Source organism: Chloroflexota bacterium (assembly GCA_035652535.1).
In the GTDB taxonomy this organism is placed as follows: Bacteria; Chloroflexota; UBA6077; order UBA6077; family SHYK01; genus DASRDP01.
The window spans coordinates 1-19,836 of record DASRDP010000112.1 but is presented as its reverse complement, the minus strand read 5'-3'; the positions used below and the strand labels follow the sequence as shown (position 1 = coordinate 19,836).

Sequence of the window (19,836 nt, the reverse complement as noted above, 5' to 3'; positions counted from 1 at the left end):
ATCTATGACCAAGACCGCGAGCAAGCTTGTCCCCTTGGGCGATCGAGTCGTCGTGCGTCCGAAGCAGAAGGAAGAGATGACGAAGAGCGGGATCGTGCTTCCCGACACCGCCAAGGAGAAGCCGCAGGAGGGCGACGTCATCGCCGTTGGGCCGGGCCGCGTGCTCGACAACGGGACGCGCGTGGAGATGGGCCTCAAAGTTGGTCAGACCGTCTTGTACGCGAAGTACGCGGGCACCGAGTTCAAGCTCGACGACGAAGAGCTATTGATCCTTCGCGAACCGGACGTCCTCGCCGTCGTGACCGAGTGAGACTCGCCAACTCAGACGCGATAGACCCGAGCGCCAAGAACGCGTAAGAGAGATCAGAAAGGAGATCCAATGCCGGCGAAGCAGCTGGAATTCAGTGAAGAAGCGCGCCGATCGCTGCGCGAAGGGATTGACGCGATGGCGGACGCGGTCAAGACGACGTTGGGACCACGTGGCCGCCACGTGGCGCTGGACAAGAAGTTCGGCGCCCCGAACGTGACGCACGATGGCGTTACGGTCGCCAAGGAGATCGAGCTGGAGGACCCCTTCCAGAACATGGGCGCCCAGCTCGTCAAGGAAGCGGCGACCAAAACGAATGACGTCGCCGGCGACGGTACGACGACCGCCACCGTGCTCGCTCAGGCCATCATCCACGAGGGCTTCAAGAACGTTGCCGCGGGCGCGAACCCAATGGGGGTCCGTCGCGGCCTCGAGAAGGGCCTGAACATCGTTGTCGACGCGATCCGCGAGATGGCGACTCCGGTGAAGGGCCGCGACGACATCGCCCACATCGCCACGATCTCGGCCGCCGATCCAGAGATCGGCAACATCCTCGCCGACATCTTCGAGAAGGTCGGCAAGGATGGCGTCATCACGGTGGAAGAGGGCAAGAGCCTCTCCCTCGAGGTCGAGTACACCGAGGGAATGAAATTCGATCGGGGCTACATCAGCCCCTATTTCGTGACCAGCGCCGAGCGGATGGAGGCGATCCTCGAGGAGCCCTACATCCTGATCACCGACAAGAAGATCAGCGCCATCGCTGACCTGCTGCCCGCGCTGGAGAAGATCATTCAGAGCGGCAAGAAGGAAGTCCTCATCATCGCGGAGGACGTGGACGGCGATGCGCTGGCGACCCTCGTCGTCAACAAGCTGCGGGGCACCATCAACGCACTGGCCGTGAAGGCGCCGGGCTTCGGGGACCGGCGAAAGGAGATGCTGCAGGACATGGCCGTCCTCACGGGCGGCACCGTCATCTCCGACGAGACCGGCCGCAAGCTCGACAGCGCAACCCTGGACGACTTGGGAAGATGCCGCCGCGTCGTGGCCAATAAGGACGAGACCACCATCGTCGAGGGCCGGGGCAAGTCCGACCAAATCCAGGCCCGTATCGGGCAGATCAAGGCCCAGATCGAGATCACCACGTCGGATTACGACCGCGAGAAGCTGCAGGAGCGGCTGGCCAAGCTCTCCGGTGGCGTCGCCGTCGTCAAAGTCGGCGCGGCGACCGAGATCGAGCAGAAGCTGCGCAAGTCGCGGGTCGAGGACGCCATCGCGGCCACCAAAGCGGCGGCTGAGGAAGGCATCGTGCCCGGCGGCGGCGTCGCCCTGATCAACGCCGCTGCCAAGCTGGCCGACGTCAAGCTCGAGGGCGACGAGGGCGTGGGCATCCGCGCCCTGCGCCGCGCCCTCGAGGAGCCGCTGCGACAGATCGTCGAAAACGCGGGCCTCGAAGGCTCAGTGGTTGTGGAGGAGGTCCGCCGCCAGCAGCGCGAGCGAAAGAGCAACAACGTCGGGTTCGACGTCTCCGCCGAGGAATACACCGATATGGTAGCCCGGGGAATCATCGACCCGGCCAAGGTGACGCGCTCGGCTTGCGAGAACGCCGTGTCGATCGCCGGCATGATCCTCACCACCGAGGCGCTGGTGACCGACGTGCCCGAGAAGGAGCACCACGGCGCACCGCCGATGCCCGAGTACTAATCGCGGCCCAGCTCAACGGCAATACGGGGCGGTCCGATTCGTCGGACCGCCCCTTCGTCGTGCGCGCGCATATCTCAGTCGGGGCCGGAGAAGCCCCGCCGGCGCGGCTCGCCGTTCAGGAATACCCGATCCAGCGGCACGATACGGAAGAGGACCCACACGTTCCCGTCCGAGTGGCTCCGAATGGCCGCGGTGATCTGCTGGGCCAGGTCTTTCCCGTGCCGCGCGAGCTGCTCGTCCGAGCTCAGCTCCACCCACACCTCGGTCCCGGGATAGTCCGACTCCGCTTCCACTCGACGGATCACCACGTCCTCGGGACGAGCGTTCAGCACGCCGGCGATTCGGTTCTCGAGGACCGCCAGCGTGTCGGCAAAGAGCGACGGTGAGCCGTAGAACTCTGCGAATATCACGGGGCCTATTGTAGCCGCTGGACTCCACCCGTCCGGGCAAGGCCTTTGAGCGCGTCGGCCACGCGGAACGGGTCGCTGGAAACGACGCTCGCGGCGTACAGCTCCATCGCCCCGATGTCGGCGGTCTTGTTCGTTGGCACGCCCCGATCGACGATCCGCACCATGCACGGAAAGCCGCTCCAGTCCTCCTCGCTCGCGGCGAGAGGCGGCAGGTAGACGACGAGATTGAAGCTGGTGACGCCGAGATGGTGCACGAATTGCTCGAGCACACGCGCGGCGGCCCGCTCCACGTTCGCGTCCAGACGGTCCCCGATGATCAGCGTCTCCTTCTCTTTGATGGGGGTGAGGCTGCTGATGATCGTGGCGCCCGGCGCGTCGACGGCGAGGCCCAGGGAGCGATGCACGGCGACCAGGTCGTCGAAGTAGCCGCTGCCAGAGCGATCGCGGTATTCCAGCGCTTGGCGGCGAAGCCCCTCGATCTTCGCGTAGTGCATGTCGTGGGTCGCGGCAACCTGGGCGTGGCCGTGGAGGATCGACGCGCCGCTCTTCCATAGACAGTTCCACATGAAGAAGAAGTACTTCGCCTCCGGGTCGAGGTCGAGCACCCGATGCGCCCACTCGAGCCCGACGTCCATCGCGTCGCTTACCGAGGCCTCGTCGAAGTGCAGCGGATTGTGCTCGTCGAACACCACGACGCTGTGGAACGCATCATATTTGGCCACGTTCGCGGCGGTAATCGCCCGCTTCCCCTCGACCCGACCGAACACGTCGGCGGGCGTGCCCGTCAGCGGCGTGCAGAACGGGTCCCCGACGCCTTCGCTCACGAGGGCGTCGATGTCGCTGGAGTGTTCGGACTCGAAGGGCCGGGAAGCCCTCAGCGCATTGAAGAGGGTTCCCTCCATCGTCACGCGGTTCGTCGTTTTGACGATCACCTGACGCTCGACAGCCGTGACCGATCCGAAGTGGCCCGTTATCCACGCGTGCATCGATTCAGGCGGGACCAGCTCTCCGACGGACCGACTCACGTGAAACAACCGGTCGAACCGGGCGCGATCGACGGAGGAAAGAGCCGACACCAGCGCCGGAAGATTCGAGATGCTGCGCTCTTCCACACGCCGAGTCTTTCCGTTGTGTGCCATGCAATGAATCCTTTGTGCGCAAGCGAGATATTTGTCATAAGACGCAGGTGCTGCGGGATTGTACGGGTTTCGATCCCCAGCGCCCCCCGGCTTCGCACCCGCCCGGGGTGTATAGGATCTGTCGGTCCCCGCACAGCGCCGCGTTGACACTCGATCAGACACGGGCAGATAATCTCGGAGATTCATCACCTGCGAGGAGCGCTGTGGCACAAACGGCTGTCGTCGAAGATTCCCTCGTGATCGCGGGCCAGCCGCTGCGCTCGCGCCTGATCCTTGGGACCGGCAAGTACCGAACCAACGAAGAAATGGTGGCGGCCATCGAGGCGGCGGAGGCGGAGGTTATCACGGTGGCCCTGCGGCGCCTCGACCTCGACGACCCCTCCAAGAAAACCATACTCGACATCATCGACTGGGAACGCTACCGCATCCTTCCCAACACCGCTGGCTGCCAGACGTCCGACGAGGCGATTCGGGTGGCCCACCTGGCGCGCGCCATGGGCCTCTCCGATTGGATCAAGCTCGAAGTCATCCCGGACCAGCGGTATCTCCTTCCGGATCCCATCGGGACGTTGGACGCCGCCCGCGCGCTCGTCGCGGAAGGGTTCACGGTCCTGCCCTACATCAACGACGACCCCGTCCTCGCCCAGCGGCTGCAAGAAGTTGGCTGCGCGACGGTCATGCCCCTCGCGTCGCCCATCGGCTCCGGGCAGGGCATGGTGAACTTCGAGCAGATCAAGATCATCATCGAGCAGGCAGCCGTGCCGGTGGTGGTCGACGCCGGCATTGGGGCCCCGTCGGACGCGTCGCTTGCCATGGAGATCGGGGCCGATGCCTGCCTCGTCAACACGGCCGTTGCATTGGCGGAGAATCCGCGGCTCATGGCGAAGGCCATCGCCCAGGGCGTGCAGGCCGGCCGAAGCGCCTTCCTGGCCGGGCGCATCCCGAAGAAGGCGTACGCCTCAGCGAGCAGCCCGCTGGAAGGCGTGCTGCGGTGAGACGTGCACGATGACCGGCGGCGGAACGCGCGCAGCCATCCCTTTGTGACGGCGACGACCCCAGTTGCCCTCCGACTCCCGATCTTTTGCCTCGTGACCGATCGGCATCTCCTGGAGGGCCGGTCTATGGAGTCCGTCGTGGCGGACGCGGTCGAGGGGGGTGTCACCCTGGTCCAGCTTCGTGAGAAAGACTTGCCGACCCGCTCCCTGATCGACCTGGCCCATCGGCTGCGCGACGCCGTGCAGCCGCGAGCCGCGCTCGTCATCAATGGTCGGGCTGACGTCGCGATGGCCGTGGACGCGTTTGGCGTGCACCTCCCCGCCGACGGTCTCCCGACGGACGCGACCCGCGACATCGTGGGCGCCGACCGACTGGTCGGCCGATCCGTCCACAGCGCCGCGGAGGCGCGGGAGCGCAGCCGCGAGCCACTGGACTACCTGCTGCTCGGCACGATCTTTCCCAGCCGCTCCCACCCGGGGGCGGGGGGGATCGGCCTCGACGCAGTGCGGGACGCGCGGGTGTGCCGCGCGCCAGTCGTCGCCATCGGCGGTATTGGGGCTGACTCGGCTGGCCAGGCGATCGGGGCCGGAGCCTCGGGCGTCGCCGTGATCTCGGCAATCCTCGCCGACCCCCGCCCGCGCGACGCCGCGCAACGGATCCACGAGCGCATGGCGGAAGCGTGGGCGCGGCGCCCCGTCACCAGCGAGGCCTAGCGGTGCGGCTCGCGGTCAACGGCAAGCCCCGGGAGATCGACGGCGAGCAAACGATCCTGCAGTTCCTCGCAGCCAACGGCGTGAATCCACTGATCGTCGCCATCGAACACAACGGTGAGATCATCCGGCGCGAGCGATTCGGCGAGGTCACGCTTCGCGAAGGGGACACGCTGGAGATCATCCACGTCGTCGGCGGCGGCTGAAGCCCAGCAGCTACAATTTCCCTCACCTCGAGAACGAACAGGGAGGAGCCCATGCTCACGGAGGCACGCATCCCGACGGCCGCATCGGACATCGCCGACCTGCGGGACTGGCTCGCGCGTGTCGAAGCCATGGGCGAGCTCCGGCGCATAACCGAACCCGTCGACCCGATCGAGGAGATGAGCGCCATCACCTATATGGTCGGGAAGCGGATCGGGAGCCCGGCTCTGCTCTTCGAGAACGTCAAGGGCTATCCCGGCCCTTGGCGCTCGCTCTTCAACCTCCTCGGCTCCAGCAACAACCGCATCGCTCTGACCTTGGGGATGGAGCCCAACCGCCCGCCGATGGAGCTGATCCAGGAAGCGCGCCAACGACTGAGCCGACGCCTTCCGCCGGTTGAGGTCGACCCTTCCACGGCGCCGGTGAACGAGATCATCCTCCGGGGCGACGAGATCGACCTGACGAAGTTCCCGGTCCCGAAGCACTGGCCCCTGGATGGCGGCGGCAGGCCCGGGGAAGACGTCGGCCGCTACATCGGTACCGCGGACGCCGTGCTGACCCGCGACCCGGATACCGGCATCATCAACGTCGGCACGTACCGCATGATGGTGCAGGGGCCCCGCGAGGTCGGGCTCTACCTCTCGCCCGGCAAGCACGCGCGCCTGGACATCACGCGCGCCTGGGAGCGGGGCGAGGGCATCGACGTCGCCGCGGCCTGGGGTATCGACCCCCTCTTCATGATCGTGGGCGCCATGGGCTTTCCCAAGAACGTCTCGGAGTACGAATTCGCCGGCGGCATCCGAAATCGACCCGTCGAAGTGACGCGCGGCGTCACCACCGACCTTCTGATCCCCGCCCGCGCCGAGATCGTGATGGAGGGCCGAATCGAGTACAAAGCAACCCGCCGCGAGGGCCCGTTCGGCGAGTTCACCGGCTATTACGGGCGGCCCGAGGGCACCTGCCCGCTCGTCCGCGTCACGGCGCTCCACATGCGCCCCGACCCGATTTTCACGAACGCGCTCATGTCCGATTGGCCCTCATGCGAGCAGAACGGCTTCTTCGCCATCGCCCGATCGGCGCGCATCTGGGACGATCTGGACAAGCTCGGCGTGCCGGGCATCAAAGGAGTCTACATTCACCCCGCCGCGGCCGGCGGGTTCGGCGCCGTGATCGTCTCGATCGAGCAGCGATACGCCGGCCACGCAGCGCAAGTGGCGGCCCTGGCGGCGCAGGTGCCGGGCGGCGCCTACTACACCAAGTGGATCATCGTCGTGGACGACGACGTGGATCCGAGCGACTGGGACCAGGTGTTCTGGGCGATGACGACGCGATGCGATCCCGAGAAGGACATCGACGTCCTCCGCCAGACTTGGTCCACGTGGCTGGACCCGACAAAGAATCCGCCCGAAGAGCGGCCGTGGGGCTCAAAGGCGTTGGTCAACGCCTGCCGCGAGCACAAGTACCTACCGATTTTTAGCCAGCGCACGGCCCTGACGCGCGGGATGTACGAGCGCGTGAAAGGCCGGTGGTCAGAGCTGGGGCTCGATTCGTTGGGCGAGCCGCCACGCCTTCCCATCTTTTTCGAGGACATGCGACCGCCGGCAAACCCTGAGCTGACCGACCTGCACCAGGCGTCGCGAATCGCGACGAGTGACGAGCCACCCAGCGAGGCGCCTCGGATGTGAGCCGCTACCAGTAATAGTGGCTGTAGAACTCGTTGGTGTCCTCGGTGCCGTCGGCCCAGGAGATGGTCTGATAGGTGACGTACGACCCGCCGCCGAGAGGAACGGGTCCGTCCACCGTGGCCGTCCGGTCGAGGGGCTGCTCGGGGTCCAGCTCCGCGTGGACGCCGCCGGCGTCGATCCACGCATGGACCGTGATGGGCGTGGACGAGTCGTTGCGGATCACCAGCGTGTTCGTGGCATCGAGACCGGGACCGAGGATCGGCACCAGCCCATAGTGGTTCTCGCGAAAGTCCGTCTCGAGGCCGGCCTCCAGGGCGGCGTTCCAGAGCGCGGTCGAAAGCCAGCAGACGCCGCCGCCCCGCATCGGAATAAGGCCGTGAATGGAGGTCGCGACGCTCATCAGATAGATGGGGTCTTCCTGGAAGTCCCAGGTATGGGCGACATCGTCGAATGAGAGCTGCTCGCCCGGAGGGATGACCGTTCCGTCCAGGAAATTCACCGCGATCTTGATGTTGGTCAGCGCCACGTACCCGACGCCCGAGAGAGAGGCGGCCCCCTGTCCGGCGGGCGGCGGCGGCGCTGGCACGGGGACGGCCTCGGGCGCGAGGAGGTCCGGACGGTCGACGCACGCGGCATCGCCGCCCGTACACTCGGGCGCGACGGGACGATAGAGGATACGCGCGGGCAGCACGGTCTCCAGGGGCGCTCGGACGCCCGAGACCAGAAGCGAGGCCTGATAGAAGACGATCATCGCGCAGAGCGCGGCGGTATACGGGCGCACCTGATTGAGGAGAAGACGGCGGCGGTACACGGCCATCGGGATGGCCTGCGACCGCATAATGGCATAGGACTGCACGGCAACTCCCGGCTGCGTGGATAACGCGGCAGTATAGCCCATTCCGAAACGCGTTCGAAACAATCGCAATTGTGTCTTCAGGACAAGACAGGCGGGACGACTTCCGTGGAATCCGTAACAGACGAGATCGAGATCGAGCTGACGAGCGCGGCCTTCGGCGGGAGCGCCATCGGTCGCGTTGACGGGCAGGTGGTGTTCGCTCCCTTCGCGCTGCCCAGGGAGCGCGTGCGCGCCGCGATCACGCAGCGCAAGGCCGACTACTTCCAGGTGGAGGTCCGCGAGATCCTGGAGGCCAACCCGGCGCGCGTCGCGCCCCGCTGCCCGGTCTTCCGCGTGTGTGGCGGCTGCCAATGGCAGCACGCCGACTATCCGCTGCAGCTCGCCATGAAACGGTCGGTCGTCGTGGACCAGCTACGTCGCATCGGCGGCTTCGCGGAGGCGGAGGACCTCGTCCGGGACGCGGTGGGCATGATCGACCCCTGGGGATACCGAAACCACGTTCGGTTCAGCCTCGGTCGCAAGTACGGGGACGTCGGATTCACGTACAGGGGCACGCGCCGCATCCTGCGAGTCGATGCGTGCGACATCACGCATCCCGCGATCGTCGAGGTCCTGCGCACGATCCAGCGCCGCTGTGCGGGATTGCGGACGCACCAGATCACGGTGCGCTACGGCTGCAACACGGGCGACCTGCTGGTCAACCCGGCCCTTCCCGCTGTACCTGAGCTGGCAACGGGCCAGACCTCGCTGACGGAGGAGCTGCTGGGGCGCCGCTTCGTGATCTCGTCCGCCGCCTTCTTCCAGGTCAACACGAAGCGCGAGCGGCGGCCGATGCCGTCGGCGTTGCAGGGGGCGGGACGGGTCGACGGAGGAGACGGTGACTACTCCATGGCGGACCTGCTGGCGGCGTGCGTCCTCGCCCGCCTCGATGCCCAGCCAGACGACGTGGTGGTCGACGCCTACTGCGGGGTCGGCACCTTCGCCGCGCTCGTGGCGCCCAGGGTGCGGCTCGCGATCGGGATCGAGGAGTCAGCGGCGGCGGTGCGCGACGCCGAGCGCAACACGGCTGACCTGGGCAACGTGCGCTTCGTGACGGCGAAGACCGAGCACGCGCTCGCCGCGCTGGCGGACGAGCGCCCGAGCGCCGTCATCCTGGACCCATCGCGCGTTGGCTGCGCCCCCGCCACGGTCGCCGCGCTCCTCGGGCTGCGCCCGCGGCGCATCGTCTACGTCTCCTGCGACCCGGCCACGCTGGCCCGCGATCTTCGCCTCCTCTGCGACGGCGGCTACATGGTCGAGCAGGTGGAGCCCATCGACATGTTCCCGCAGACCCACCACATCGAGACGGTGACGGCGCTTCGGTGGGATCCATCGGCGACGGCTACGAGCACGAGCCAGGCGAATTGATGGGATCGTGGTACCGCGATTACTATGAGGGCGCCTTCGAGCGCTCTTGGGCCCACATCGGGCGAAGCGTCGTGGAGAATTCCTTTGGACACGACCCACCTCATGTTTGAGCAGCCAATCCTGAACTCGCCCTACCTCTACCCATCGCGGCAGTGGGAACTCGTCGACGGGCAGCCTGCTCAGCGCATCTTTCAGTACCGCCGCCCGGCATCGCTCATCGCCCCGATCCCAAAGCCGAAAAAGCAGAAAGGCCCCCCGTCCAGACCAAGATGGTTTTCCACGAGGGAGCCGGCCTTTCCACCGCGGGGCAGCAGTGCGACCCGATTTCGCTCATCAATGACGACCTCAAGAACACGGGCAAGCGCAACGCTTTCGTCATTTTCGGCGAGCAAGACATCAGCCGCCTCCCCGAGCCCGATGGCCGCATCCGGGTCAAGGTCAACGGCGTCGACGTCTTTGATCCTAAGACTGGCGAGGCACGCAGTGACGGGCCCGACGGGATCGCCTGCTGGTTCATCGACACCGACTATAACGAGGAGAGCTTCTTCGTTCGGCGCGCCTACTTCCTCGGCGCCCATGACTCTTACAGCGCGCTCAAGACGACCCTCAAGGCTGAGATCAACGAGGATGCCTGGGCTGCCCTGCGCAGCGACACCCCTCGGCCCTTTGAGAAGCCGAAGCGGCGTCGCATGGCGGTCGATAAAGACCACCTGGGCGACTTGATCATGAAAGTCTTCCGCGTCTCATGAACCCACCCGGCGATTCCTCGAATGTGCCCGATAGATCTCTCGTCAATCCCCCGATCATCGAGGCGGTCCTCGACATCGACTGCTCCATGCCACCCGACTTCGACGTTGCTGCCCTCGAGCCGCACGTCCGTTCGGCGTACAGCGATCGGTACCCTGTAGTCCGCCCAATCCTCCTGCAGCAGCATCTCTTCACTCCGGGGAGCGGAGGACATCCTGTCCATGAGGAGCAGACCTCCGTCCAGGGATTTCAACTATGGCAGCAGGATGAGAAGCAACTCCTCCAGGTCCGGTCGCAAGGCTTCTCGTTCAATCGTCTGAAACCGTACTCCACGCTGGCGGAATACCTTCCGGAGATCGAGCGGGCATGGAAGACGTTCGTGTCGATGACATTGCCACTGCAGATCCACGTGATCCGTATGCGCTACATCAATCGGATTCTCCTGCCGACTCGGGGTGATCTCGTCAACCTAGACGACTACTTCGCCATTGGTCCCCGCCTCCCGGACAGCGATTCGCTCATCTTCACAGGATTCCTCGACCAGCACTCTGCGCAAGAGCGCGCCACGGGCAATGCGGTTACCATCATATTGACCGCCGGACAGCCGACGGAGGATGCGCGCGTGCCGATCATCCTCGATATCGAGACGTCGCGAGCAGTAAGCGTGCAGCCAGACGACTGGTCATCGATTCTCGAGATCGTGGAATCGTTGCGGCGCCTAAAAAATCGCGTATTCTTCAATTCGTTGACGGCAAAATGCCTGGAGCTGTTTGATGCCTCTTCTCAGTGAGCGCGCCGCGACAGTGGCCGCTGGCTACTCCTCGTTGCTCCCAGCCACCCACGCGCGGAGCGCAATCTCTCAGGAGGCGCGCCTCGTCCAGGAGCGCGCGAGCGCCGTGATGGAGTCCGGAGAGCGCTCTATTGCGCTCTTCGGCGGTAAGAGCAAGGAGCTCCGCGAGCTGTGGGCCGTGTTCGACGAGTCGCGTGAAGAAGGCGCCGACGAATCGGACGCCATCTCCTACCACGCGCTCGATATTGCGTCCGACTTCATCCGGGCGCTACCGGACGATGTTCCACTACCCGAGCTTGCCGGGGAGCCCGGAGGTTACGTCTCTATGGACTGGATCATGGGCCGGAGCCGGGTTTTTTCGGTCAGCGTGGGACCACGTCAGCGACTGCCGTACGCGTGGCTGGACGGAGCCGACCAGGGCCACGCGGTGGCATTCTTCGACCGCAGCTCTGTGCCGCCAAGGATCCTGGACGGCATCAGAAGGACTGTTGGTGTCGGAAAGCCTCCCTTCCGGGCTTCCTAGCACCGTCCGCGACGAGGAGGACCTCGCCCGATTCCTCTTTTCCCGAAGGGACCTCAGCGGCCACATCGTCAAGCACGGGGTCTTCATGCCGAGGCATGGGGAAACGTCCGTGTTCCGACATGGAAAGGCGCCCGGGGAAACGCTCTGGGAGCTTGGACGGCTCGCCGCGGGAGGCCGCTCGCTACGCGGCGCGGCGATGTTCAAGGCTCGGAGCGTCAGGGCAGCGGCCCTTGACGTGAATCCGGACGAGCCCCCGCCGCGCCATGCGGTGATTGTCGGCTGGGCTACGATCAGTTCCCACCCAGAGCTTGCTCGATCGCAGGACAAGGAAAAAGCTATGAAGTTGGCAGAGAGCGCCGAGGCTATCCGCTATACCTCGTAAGCTGAAGTCCGTTCGCCGCGGATCGACGGAGCGCATCGGCGGACTTCCGCATTGCAGATACTTTCACAGACAGGCTCGGCCAGCGGTGACCTGCGGCCCATCGTGCGTCGCGCCCCGGTTCTCCGTACCATAGCCACAGCAGCCCCCGGCCGAGCCATCCGCCCAGGAGCCGAGGGGTGAGCGCCCGACCGTCACCAATTCGCTCATGGATGGAGGCCCACCATGGCACAGCCGGCGCCCGAGGTCCTGCGAGCCCGCGACCCGAACCACAAGGTCGAAGTAGAGGACAGCCCCCGCTGGGTGCGCGTGGAGCTGAACGGCCTCATCATCGCCGACACCAAACACGCCAAGCTCCTTCGAGAGACCCAGCAGCGCCCGGTCTACTATTTCCCGCCGGAAGACGTCCGGCTCGACCTCATGCAGCAGACAGACCGGCACACCCACTGCCCCTATAAAGGGCAGGCCTCCTACTGGACGGTCGCTATCGGCGACCGGGTGGCCGAGAATGCGGTCTGGAGCTACCCGGACCCCTATCCAGAACACGACCAGATCCGGGGCCATCTCGCCTTCTACTGGAACCAGATGGACGCCTGGTACGAGGAGGCCGAGCAGATCTTCGGCCACCCCCGGGACCCCTACCATCGCGTCGACGTCATCGAGAGCACCCGACACGTCCGCGTCGCGATCGATCGGGAAACCGTCGCGGAATCGCGCAGGCCGCGCCTGCTCTTCGAGACCGGCCACCCGACGCGCTTCTACCTGCCGCGCGACGACGTGCGCATGGACCTCCTCTCGCCGACCGAGACGCGCACGCGTTGCCCGTACAAGGGTCAGGCGTCCTACTGGACGGCGCGGGTTGGCGACACGGAACTGGCGGACATCGTCTGGTCCTACGAGGACCCAATCCCGGAATGCCCCAAAATCAAGGGCTACCTCTCCTTCTTCAACGAGAAGGTGGACGTCTGGGTGGACGGCGAGCTGGAGAAGCGGCCCATCACCGGATGGTCGTAGCCCGTCTCGCGAGCCCAACGCTGCACGCGCCGGTGGAACGGAAACGCACTCTGGAGGAGATGTCATGGCCGCTTCGAGCGGAGAGAAGGCGCTGAAGCTCGGGATCGTCGCGCGATCTCAATACGCAGCCCTGAAAAATGAATCGGTCAAGCCGCGCGGGGCGACGCTCGAGTGCGTCGAGGTCGCTCCAATGCCCCGCCTCTTCGACCGCATGATCAAGGACCGCGAATTCGACGCATCGGAGATGGCGATCGTCACGTATCTCCAGGGCCGGGAATTTGGCGAGCCATTCACGGCGATCCCGGTCTTCCCCTTGCGCGCCTTCCCCCACGGCACGATCCTCTACAACGTCAACGCGGGGGTCCAGTCGCCAAAGGACCTCGAAGGGAAACGGATCGGCGTTCGCGCCTATGCTGGAACCGCGGGTGTGTGGGCCCGAGGCCTGCTCCAATCGGAGTACGGCGTCGATCCCGCGAAGGTGACCTGGATCATCAATGACCTTGAGCACATCGCGGCCTACCAGCTCCCGGCCAACGTCCAGCTCGTCAAGGGCGCGAACCTCGCCGAAATGCTGACGTCGGGCGAGATCGCGGCGGGCATCGGTGTGATGGGCGTCGATTCCCCCGAGGTCAAGCCTCTGATCCCCAATCCGCGTCAGGCGCAGGTCGAATGGTTCCGCAAGACCGGCGTCTTCCCCATGAACAACACCGTCGTCGTCAAGAACGAGCTGCTCACCTCGGACCCCGGCCTCGCCGAATCCCTCTTTGGCGCGTTTAGGGACGCGAAGGCCGACTACCTCCGACGGCTGTCCGAGCCTGGGGAGAAGACCCGGGACGAGGAGGCGGACCGCCGCCTCATGGAAATCGTGGGCAGCGATCCGCTCCCGGTGGGAATCGACGCCAATCGGAAGGCACTCGAGATGATCGTGCAGTTCTGCTACGACCAGCAGATCATCGCGCGGAAGCCCGACGTGGACGTGCTCTTCGCCCCCGCCACCCGGACCTTGACGTAGAGGGCCCGATGGAGACGGTCATTCTGAGCCCGCAGGCGAAGGATCTATCCAGGATTGCCCGTTACTGAATAGACCCTGCGCTTCGCTCAGTATCACGTGCCATTTCTTGGCCGCGCCTCTAGAAGCCGTAGAAGGCGCGCGGGTTCGTCTCGAGGAGCTTTGTCGCCACCGTCTCGCTGATCCGCCCGTCCTCGACCCAGCGCCGCACCTCTCCGAGGGCCTGCAAGTTCGCCGAGATGTCGCCGTGGCAGTAGTCGGTACCGATCATTAGGTTGTCCTCAGCGTCGAGGCGAACCAGGTACTCAATATCGTCCACGGGGTCGATGGCCACGAACAGGCGATTCGCCCGGAAGAGGTCCTGCTTGAGCTCGAAGGTCTGCGCCCGCTCGTGGAGCGCCTGTGAGCGCCGCTGCATCCCGAGCTGCGAGAGGCAGTAGGGGATCCACGACGCGCCGGCCTCGATGAACCCGAACCGCAGCCGCGGAAACAGGTCCGGTATCCCGGCCGTGATCAGGCCGATGAACGAGGCCATCAGCGGAAAGCCCCGATCCCACTCGCGTCCGGGCAGCGGGTGCCCGGTGTGAATGCAGATGGGCAGATCGAGCGCGCTCGCTTCCTCATAGATGGGAAAGAAGCAGGGATCGGTCACCGGCTTCTCGAGGTCATAGCCCCGCTTGTAGACGCCGCACGCCCCGTTGTCCTTTGCCCAGCGCAGCTCCTCCACCGACCGCTTCGCGTCCAGCATCGGGACCTGCGCCACCCAGCGAAGGCGACCACCGGACGGCGCGCACCGATCGGCCAGCCACCGGTTGTACGCCGACGCCAGCGCGGCCTCAGCCACCGGGTCGCTGGCGCCGTATCGGATGAAGAACGTCGGAAAGATGACCTGCACGTCGACGCCGAGCCGATCCATGTCGCGGAGTCGCACTGCAACGTCGTGCATCTCCCGCGCCGTCCGGGGTGGATGGTGTGCATCGTCGCGGATCGCCCTCGGGACCATTTGCCCACCCACGAGCCACCACCGCCCGCGCCCCGCATTGGGGCCATCGGGCGCCGCCTCCGTGGGCATGACGGTCACGGGTGCGAATTTGCGGCAGTCCCCATCGAGGTACTCCCACGTCGCTTCGCATTCGTCGACGTGGGTATCCGCGTCGATCACCATCTGGCTTTGACCTCCATCAGGAACGTTAGGCCCCGCCCCGTTCGCCCTGAGCCCTTCGGCTTCGCTCAGGACAGGCCTGTCGAAGGGCGCTCAGGACGGGCGCGGCACGTTCGGTTGACCGCATCCCATCACAGCCGGTAGAAGGCCCGGGCGTTATCGCCGAGGATCGCCGCCTTGTCGCCATCGCCCAGGTCGCCGCGCTCCAGGATCTCGTCGATCTCCTCCATGCAATTATCCATGCTGATCTCGTGCGGGAAGTCGGACGCGAACATGAAGGCCTGAGGACCGACCCGTTGCACCGCGTAGGCCAGGGCCTCCTCGTTGCCCTCGCACCCGACGAAGATTCGCGGCGATCGAAAATACTCGGCCACGGGCTTGTCGATGGCGAGGCCGCTGTAGAGCCGCTCGCGCTCCAGGCGGTCGATCACGAGCGGGATCCAGGCCGTGCCGCCCTCGAGAAAACCGATTCGCAGGTCGGGGAACGCGTCGAGCACTCCGTCAACGATGAACCCCGTCATGGCGATGGCCAGCGGGAAGGGCATCCCGAGCGCGCGGGTGGCGGGAAACACACGGTAGGTGTCGAACCCGAGGTCGCCATAGCAGCCTCCGTGTACGGCGAGGGCGCATCCGAGCTTCTGCGCTTCCTCGTAGATCGGCCAATAGTCCTTGTGACTCACGTGCGGCGTCAGCCCGTTCGAGGGAATCATCGCCGCCACCATGCCCAGCTCCGTCACCGCGCGCCGCAGCTCCTGAATGGCCGAGGGCACGTCCTGCATGGGAATGAGCGCGGCGCCCTTTAAGCGCGGGTTGAACTGCAAATACCGGTCGGAGAGCCAGTCGTTGTAGGCCCGCGCGTAGGCCACGGCCCAGTCGGGGTAAACGATCTGCCCAAAGGCCAGACCCGTCGTCGGATAGAGCACGGTTGCGTCCAGGCTGGCCTTGTCGAGAAACTCGACCCACCGCGCGGCGTTGATGCTCCGGTCGAAAGTGCCCGGCTGGCGCGGCCCGCGACTCACGGTAGGCGTGTGGAATCGGTCGAGGCTTGGAAGCACCGCGCCCCGCCCATCGCGATACGGCCCTTCGAGGAAGTCGCTGATCTCCTCCATGTTCTCCATCACATGGCCGTCAGCGTCCACGTAGCGGTTGACCATCGATGCTCCTCCCCTGCCTGGGCTCTCGGCTGGTCGCGGCGTCCCGCGCGGGCCGACGCCCTCCGTCAGCGCGACAGCCAAAGGGTAGCGACCCGCGGTGACGTCGTCAACGAATGATTGAGCCGCGTGATTGCACTGCCACCGCTTGCCGGCCTCGGCGGGTGGCGGTACGCTCGCCGGGGAACTCGACGACGGAGTGGACCGATGGGCACAAGAGCGACGTATGGGCTCGTCTGGATGGCGCTCTGCGCTCTCACCGTACACTGCGGTCCTCCGCCGCCGGGGGCCGACCGCGGCCGAAGCCAGGATCCGCAGGTCGTCGGGCCGAAACGCCTGGTAGCCGCGATCCACGGGAACCCGGTGTCGGTGAGCAACGCGCTCAACGCTGGCGGCGGCGGTCGCATCGACGGCGGACAGGAGCTGAGCGGGCTGACCAGCTCGGGGTTCGCCGTCCAGAGCACCTCGGGCGAGTGGATCCCGCTGCTCGCGGAGCAGCTGCCGAGTCTCGAAAACGGACTCTGGACCCTCCTGCCCGACGGCGCGATGGAGACGACCTGGGTGATCCGCCACGGCGCGCTCTGGCACGACGGCGCGCCCTTCGTGGCCCACGACATCGAGTTCACCGCGGAGATGAACAACGACGGAGCAATGCCCTGGCCCATCGACCCCATCTATCCATACGTGGACTCTGTCCGCGCCGTCGACGATCGGACGCTCGTCGTGAGGTGGAAGGAGCCTTTCATCCGGGCGGACCAGGTGCCGTTCAATCCGCCCTTCCCGAGCCACCTCCTGGAGGAGCGCTATCGGGCGGATAAGGACAACGTCGCGACCCTTCCCTACTGGACGACCGACTTCGTGGGAACCGGTCCGTTCCGCGTCCGCGACTTCGTGCGCGATAGCCACGTCGTTCTCACGGCGTTCGACCGGTACGTCCTCGGGCGGCCCAAGCTGGACGAGCTGGAAGTCCGCTTCATCCCGGACGATAACGCCATCGTGGCGAACCTGCTGGCCGGCGCGATTGACCTGACCCTGGGACCAGGGATGTCCCTCGATGAGGGAATTCAAGTGCGCGACCGCTGGGCCGAGGGGACGATGAGCTCCGGCGTCTCGAGCGTCATCAATCTCAACCCCCAGTTCCTCAATCCGGACCCGCCCGTTCTCCTCGACGCGCAGTTCCGCCGTGCGTTGTATATGGCCATCGACCGGAAGCGGCTCTCGGACGAGCTGATGTTCGGCCTGTCCGAGATCGCCGACGGCACGATCAACTCTGCCGAGGTCGAGTACCCGTACGTCGCCTCGTCCATCGTTCGATACCCGTACGACCCCGACCAAGCGGCTCGGATCATCGACGACCTCGGGTTCCGGAAGGGAGGCGACGGCATGCTCGTTGACGCAGCGGGCAAGCCGCTCTCGGTGCAGATCATGGCGACTCAGGACGACAGCAACGCGAAGCCGCAGCTCGCGGTTCTCGACTCGTGGAAGGCGCTGGGCGTGACGCCGGACGCGGAGGTCGTGACGCCGCAACGGCAGCGCGACCTCGCGTATCGGGCGAACTTCCGAAGCTTCTCGCTACAGTCGGGTATCGTCAACGGGGCCGATGGCGTGAACGCCCTGCTCAGCCGGGAGGCGCGCCTCCCCGAGCGCAACTACCGCGGGCGCAACTACACTCGCTTCATGAACCCGGAGATCGACGCGCTCGTGGATCGCTACTTCACCACGATCCCCTTCGCGGATCGCATGCAGGTCTTGAGTCAGATCATCCACTACACGACGGACAACCTCGTATGGATGCCGCTCTACTGGCGCATGCTGCCGACGCTCGTGAACAAACGCGTGGTCGGCGTGCAGCCGCACGGCAGCGGCAACCAGTGGTGGAACGCGCAGCTCTGGGACGTGCAGTAGCGTCGGCCCCACCCTCCCCCGCCGCGGCCGGGGAGGGGGCTGCGAATTCGCCTCGCCCCCCAGCGGGGGGAGCAAGAATCAACCCCTTCCCCCATTGCGGGGGAAGCAAGAATCAACCCCTTCCCCCATTGCGGGGGAAGCAGGAATCAACCCCTTCCCCCATTGCGGGGGAAGCAGGAATCAACCCCTTCCCCCCTTGCGGGGGAAGGCGGGGATGGGGGGCCTCACGCCCAACGCAACCCTCCCCGTTGTCGTGCAGGGGGAAGCAAGAATCAACCCCTTCCCCCCTTGCGGGGGAAGGCGGGGATGGGGGGTGTCACCGGGGCGCGGCGCCTAATCTCCGCGGTACTTCCACTGATACGTCGGGTTCGTGTAGACCTCCGGGGGCATCCGCGACTCGATTCCGCGCTTCGCCAGCTCCGCCTCGAACCGACGCCGAATCTCGGGGTCCTCCTCCGTATACGGAATCTGCCGCGCGTCGAGAGACTCATCGGTGTCAAACACGCGCCCCGGTCGAGCGATGGCGAGGTAACGAGCCGGTGTCGTGCCCGTGTTGAAGTGCTGGTGGTACCACTGGTTCGGCGGCACGAACACGCTCGCCTCGCCCCACGGGACGTACGTCTTCTCCTTCTCACCGCCCTGCGGCCACAGCACGCTGAAACCCTCTCCCTCCGGAATGACGATCACGGTCCCCGGGCCGTGGCGGTGCGCCATCTTGTACGTCCCGACCGGGAACACCGACATGTGGCCACCCCGGCCGGTGCGCGACCGAAAGTCGACGACGCTGCCGCCCGCGCCGCGACGTCGGTGCGCTTCCAGCTTGTCCCAGCTCTTCATATCTGGGAAGAAATTTCCCACCCACAGCGCGCGGATGCCCCGCTCGCCCGGATCGTCGCGCTCGACGGACACCGCCTCGGAGAACGCGTTCGCCTCGCGGTAAACGATGTCGAGATCGACGAAGTCATTACTGAAGAAGAATTCGGGAATGGGCATGATGAGCATCGCGAGGGGGAGGTAGTTGCACTGCAGCAGGCGGACTTCCTCACCCCCCCGAACGTTACTGAGCTGATACGTGTAGTTCGGCGGAATCATGAACAGGCTGTTCTTCTGGAACTCGAATTGCCGCTTGGGCTTGTCGCCCGCCCAGACGGTGCACATCCCGTGCCCCTGGACGCAGTAGCACATCTCCTCGAGCGCGATCTTCCACGGCGGCAGCGTCTCGCCGCCCGGGATGGCCGTGACGCGGGACTCCTGGATGTCCTCCTGCCCGGCCAGGACCAGGAACGCGGCGCGGCACTGGCGAAACTCCCACCACCCTACCTCGACCGTCCGAAGGTCCTCGATGAAGAAGGCGCGGTGGATGGGAATCCCCTGCCGCCTGATCCACTTCTCGTAGGGCGTGAGCCGCTCGTCCGGCGCGATCACGCGCCGCCCCTCCTCTGTCGCTGCCATGGCCACTCCAGCTTTCAAATAATCGCATCGGTTTGCGCGGGCTGTGGCGCCCGCCGTTCGCGGGCGGCAAGGGCTGCCTACCGCGGCGCTGCTGCTGTTGTACCACGCGCGGGCGCGTCGTCCGTCGCGCAACCGGGATCACGGTAGCTTTCTTCCCGGTTCCCTCCGCGCCCATTATGATGGCGTCGTGTGCTCGCAGAGAGCGCTCGGCGCCCTGCCAAGGAGGTGCAGCGTGAAGTTCGGGGCCTACGCGATGCCGAGCTTTCGAGAAGAATTCGGACTGACCCAG

Annotated in this window: 18 protein-coding genes and 1 pseudogene; 13 read left to right on the top strand and 6 right to left on the bottom strand. The window is 65.8% G+C overall.

All coding sequences use genetic code 11. The features are described from left to right. Positions 1-4 precede the first annotated feature (4 nt). Positions 5-310: a co-chaperone GroES gene (gene groES / locus VFC51_13795; protein HZT08096.1), complete on the top strand. Its 306-nt coding sequence runs from the start codon at positions 5-7 to the stop codon at positions 308-310. A 69-nt stretch (positions 311-379) separates the two neighbouring features. Then, the gene (groL, locus tag VFC51_13790) at positions 380-2,008 is read left to right on the top strand and encodes a chaperonin GroEL (protein HZT08095.1); all 1,629 of its coding nucleotides are present in this window, start codon (positions 380-382) and stop codon (positions 2,006-2,008) included. A 74-nt stretch (positions 2,009-2,082) separates the two neighbouring features. On the opposite strand, the gene VFC51_13785 is transcribed toward groL, so the two are convergent. Both VFC51_13785 and VFC51_13780 read right to left on the bottom strand, forming a co-directional pair. Then, positions 2,083-2,418 carry a hypothetical protein gene (locus VFC51_13785; GenBank protein ID HZT08094.1) on the bottom strand — a complete coding sequence of 112 codons (336 nt, stop codon included), beginning with the start codon at positions 2,416-2,418 and terminating at the stop codon, positions 2,083-2,085. A gap of 5 nt (positions 2,419-2,423) precedes the next feature. Further along, a complete protein-coding gene (locus VFC51_13780) occupies positions 2,424-3,557 on the bottom strand; it encodes a hypothetical protein (protein ID HZT08093.1) in 1,134 nt (377 codons plus the stop codon). Positions 3,558-3,760: 203 nt separating this feature from the next. Here VFC51_13780 and VFC51_13775 point away from each other — a divergent pair, with 203 nt between their 5' ends. From VFC51_13775 to VFC51_13760, 4 genes are read left to right on the top strand one after another with little or no spacing between them, the layout of a single operon-like run. Further along, positions 3,761-4,552: a thiazole synthase gene (locus VFC51_13775; protein ID HZT08092.1), complete on the top strand. Its 792-nt coding sequence runs from the start codon at positions 3,761-3,763 to the stop codon at positions 4,550-4,552. Positions 4,553-4,555: 3 nt separating this feature from the next. After that, the gene (locus tag VFC51_13770; protein ID HZT08091.1) at positions 4,556-5,266 is read left to right on the top strand and encodes a thiamine phosphate synthase; all 711 of its coding nucleotides are present in this window, start codon (positions 4,556-4,558) and stop codon (positions 5,264-5,266) included. Between the two features lie 2 nt (positions 5,267-5,268). Beyond that, positions 5,269-5,469 (top strand): sulfur carrier protein ThiS, encoded by a 201-nt coding sequence (thiS, locus tag VFC51_13765; protein HZT08090.1) that lies wholly within the window; start codon positions 5,269-5,271, stop codon positions 5,467-5,469. A gap of 51 nt (positions 5,470-5,520) precedes the next feature. Further along, complete coding sequence (locus VFC51_13760) at positions 5,521-7,152, top strand: UbiD family decarboxylase (protein ID HZT08089.1); 1,632 nt, start codon at positions 5,521-5,523, stop codon at positions 7,150-7,152. 4 nt (positions 7,153-7,156) lie between these two features. Here VFC51_13760 and VFC51_13755 read toward each other — a convergent pair whose 3' ends face one another. Beyond that, the gene (locus VFC51_13755) at positions 7,157-8,008 is read right to left on the bottom strand and encodes a VanW family protein (protein ID HZT08088.1); all 852 of its coding nucleotides are present in this window, start codon (positions 8,006-8,008) and stop codon (positions 7,157-7,159) included. A gap of 105 nt (positions 8,009-8,113) precedes the next feature. Between VFC51_13755 and VFC51_13750 the strand changes: the two genes are divergently transcribed. The 6 genes and pseudogenes from VFC51_13750 (at position 8,114) to VFC51_13725 (ending at position 13,880) form a co-directional block, all read left to right on the top strand. After that, a complete protein-coding gene (locus VFC51_13750; GenBank protein HZT08087.1) occupies positions 8,114-9,415 on the top strand; it encodes a class I SAM-dependent RNA methyltransferase in 1,302 nt (433 codons plus the stop codon). A 338-nt stretch (positions 9,416-9,753) separates the two neighbouring features. Next, positions 9,754-10,164: pseudogene (locus VFC51_13745) on the top strand (site-specific DNA-methyltransferase). Positions 10,165-10,187: 23 nt separating this feature from the next. Next, positions 10,188-10,952 carry a TIGR04255 family protein gene (locus VFC51_13740; GenBank protein ID HZT08086.1) on the top strand — a complete coding sequence of 255 codons (765 nt, stop codon included), beginning with the start codon at positions 10,188-10,190 and terminating at the stop codon, positions 10,950-10,952. Further along, entirely contained in the window at positions 10,936-11,475 is a 540-nt protein-coding gene (locus VFC51_13735) for a hypothetical protein (protein ID HZT08085.1), read from the top strand. Before VFC51_13740 ends, VFC51_13735 begins: the two co-directional genes overlap by 17 nt. Before the next feature lie 604 nt (positions 11,476-12,079). Then, a complete protein-coding gene (locus tag VFC51_13730; GenBank protein HZT08084.1) occupies positions 12,080-12,868 on the top strand; it encodes a DUF427 domain-containing protein in 789 nt (262 codons plus the stop codon). Between the two features lie 64 nt (positions 12,869-12,932). After that, positions 12,933-13,880 (top strand): ABC transporter substrate-binding protein, encoded by a 948-nt coding sequence (locus tag VFC51_13725; GenBank protein HZT08083.1) that lies wholly within the window; start codon positions 12,933-12,935, stop codon positions 13,878-13,880. Between the two features lie 118 nt (positions 13,881-13,998). Here the strand turns inward: VFC51_13725 and VFC51_13720 are convergent, their stop codons facing one another. Together VFC51_13720 and VFC51_13715 are read right to left on the bottom strand one after the other, a co-directional pair. Further along, positions 13,999-15,042 (bottom strand): amidohydrolase family protein, encoded by a 1,044-nt coding sequence (locus tag VFC51_13720; protein ID HZT08082.1) that lies wholly within the window; start codon positions 15,040-15,042, stop codon positions 13,999-14,001. Positions 15,043-15,170: 128 nt separating this feature from the next. Next, complete coding sequence (locus VFC51_13715; protein HZT08081.1) at positions 15,171-16,193, bottom strand: amidohydrolase family protein; 1,023 nt, start codon at positions 16,191-16,193, stop codon at positions 15,171-15,173. 204 nt (positions 16,194-16,397) lie between these two features. Here VFC51_13715 and VFC51_13710 point away from each other — a divergent pair, with 204 nt between their 5' ends. After that, positions 16,398-18,095 (top strand): ABC transporter substrate-binding protein, encoded by a 1,698-nt coding sequence (locus tag VFC51_13710; GenBank protein HZT08080.1) that lies wholly within the window; start codon positions 16,398-16,400, stop codon positions 18,093-18,095. Between the two features lie 333 nt (positions 18,096-18,428). On the opposite strand, the gene VFC51_13705 is transcribed toward VFC51_13710, so the two are convergent. Then, complete coding sequence (locus tag VFC51_13705; GenBank protein ID HZT08079.1) at positions 18,429-19,547, bottom strand: cupin domain-containing protein; 1,119 nt, start codon at positions 19,545-19,547, stop codon at positions 18,429-18,431. Between the last annotated feature and the right edge of the window lie 289 nt (positions 19,548-19,836).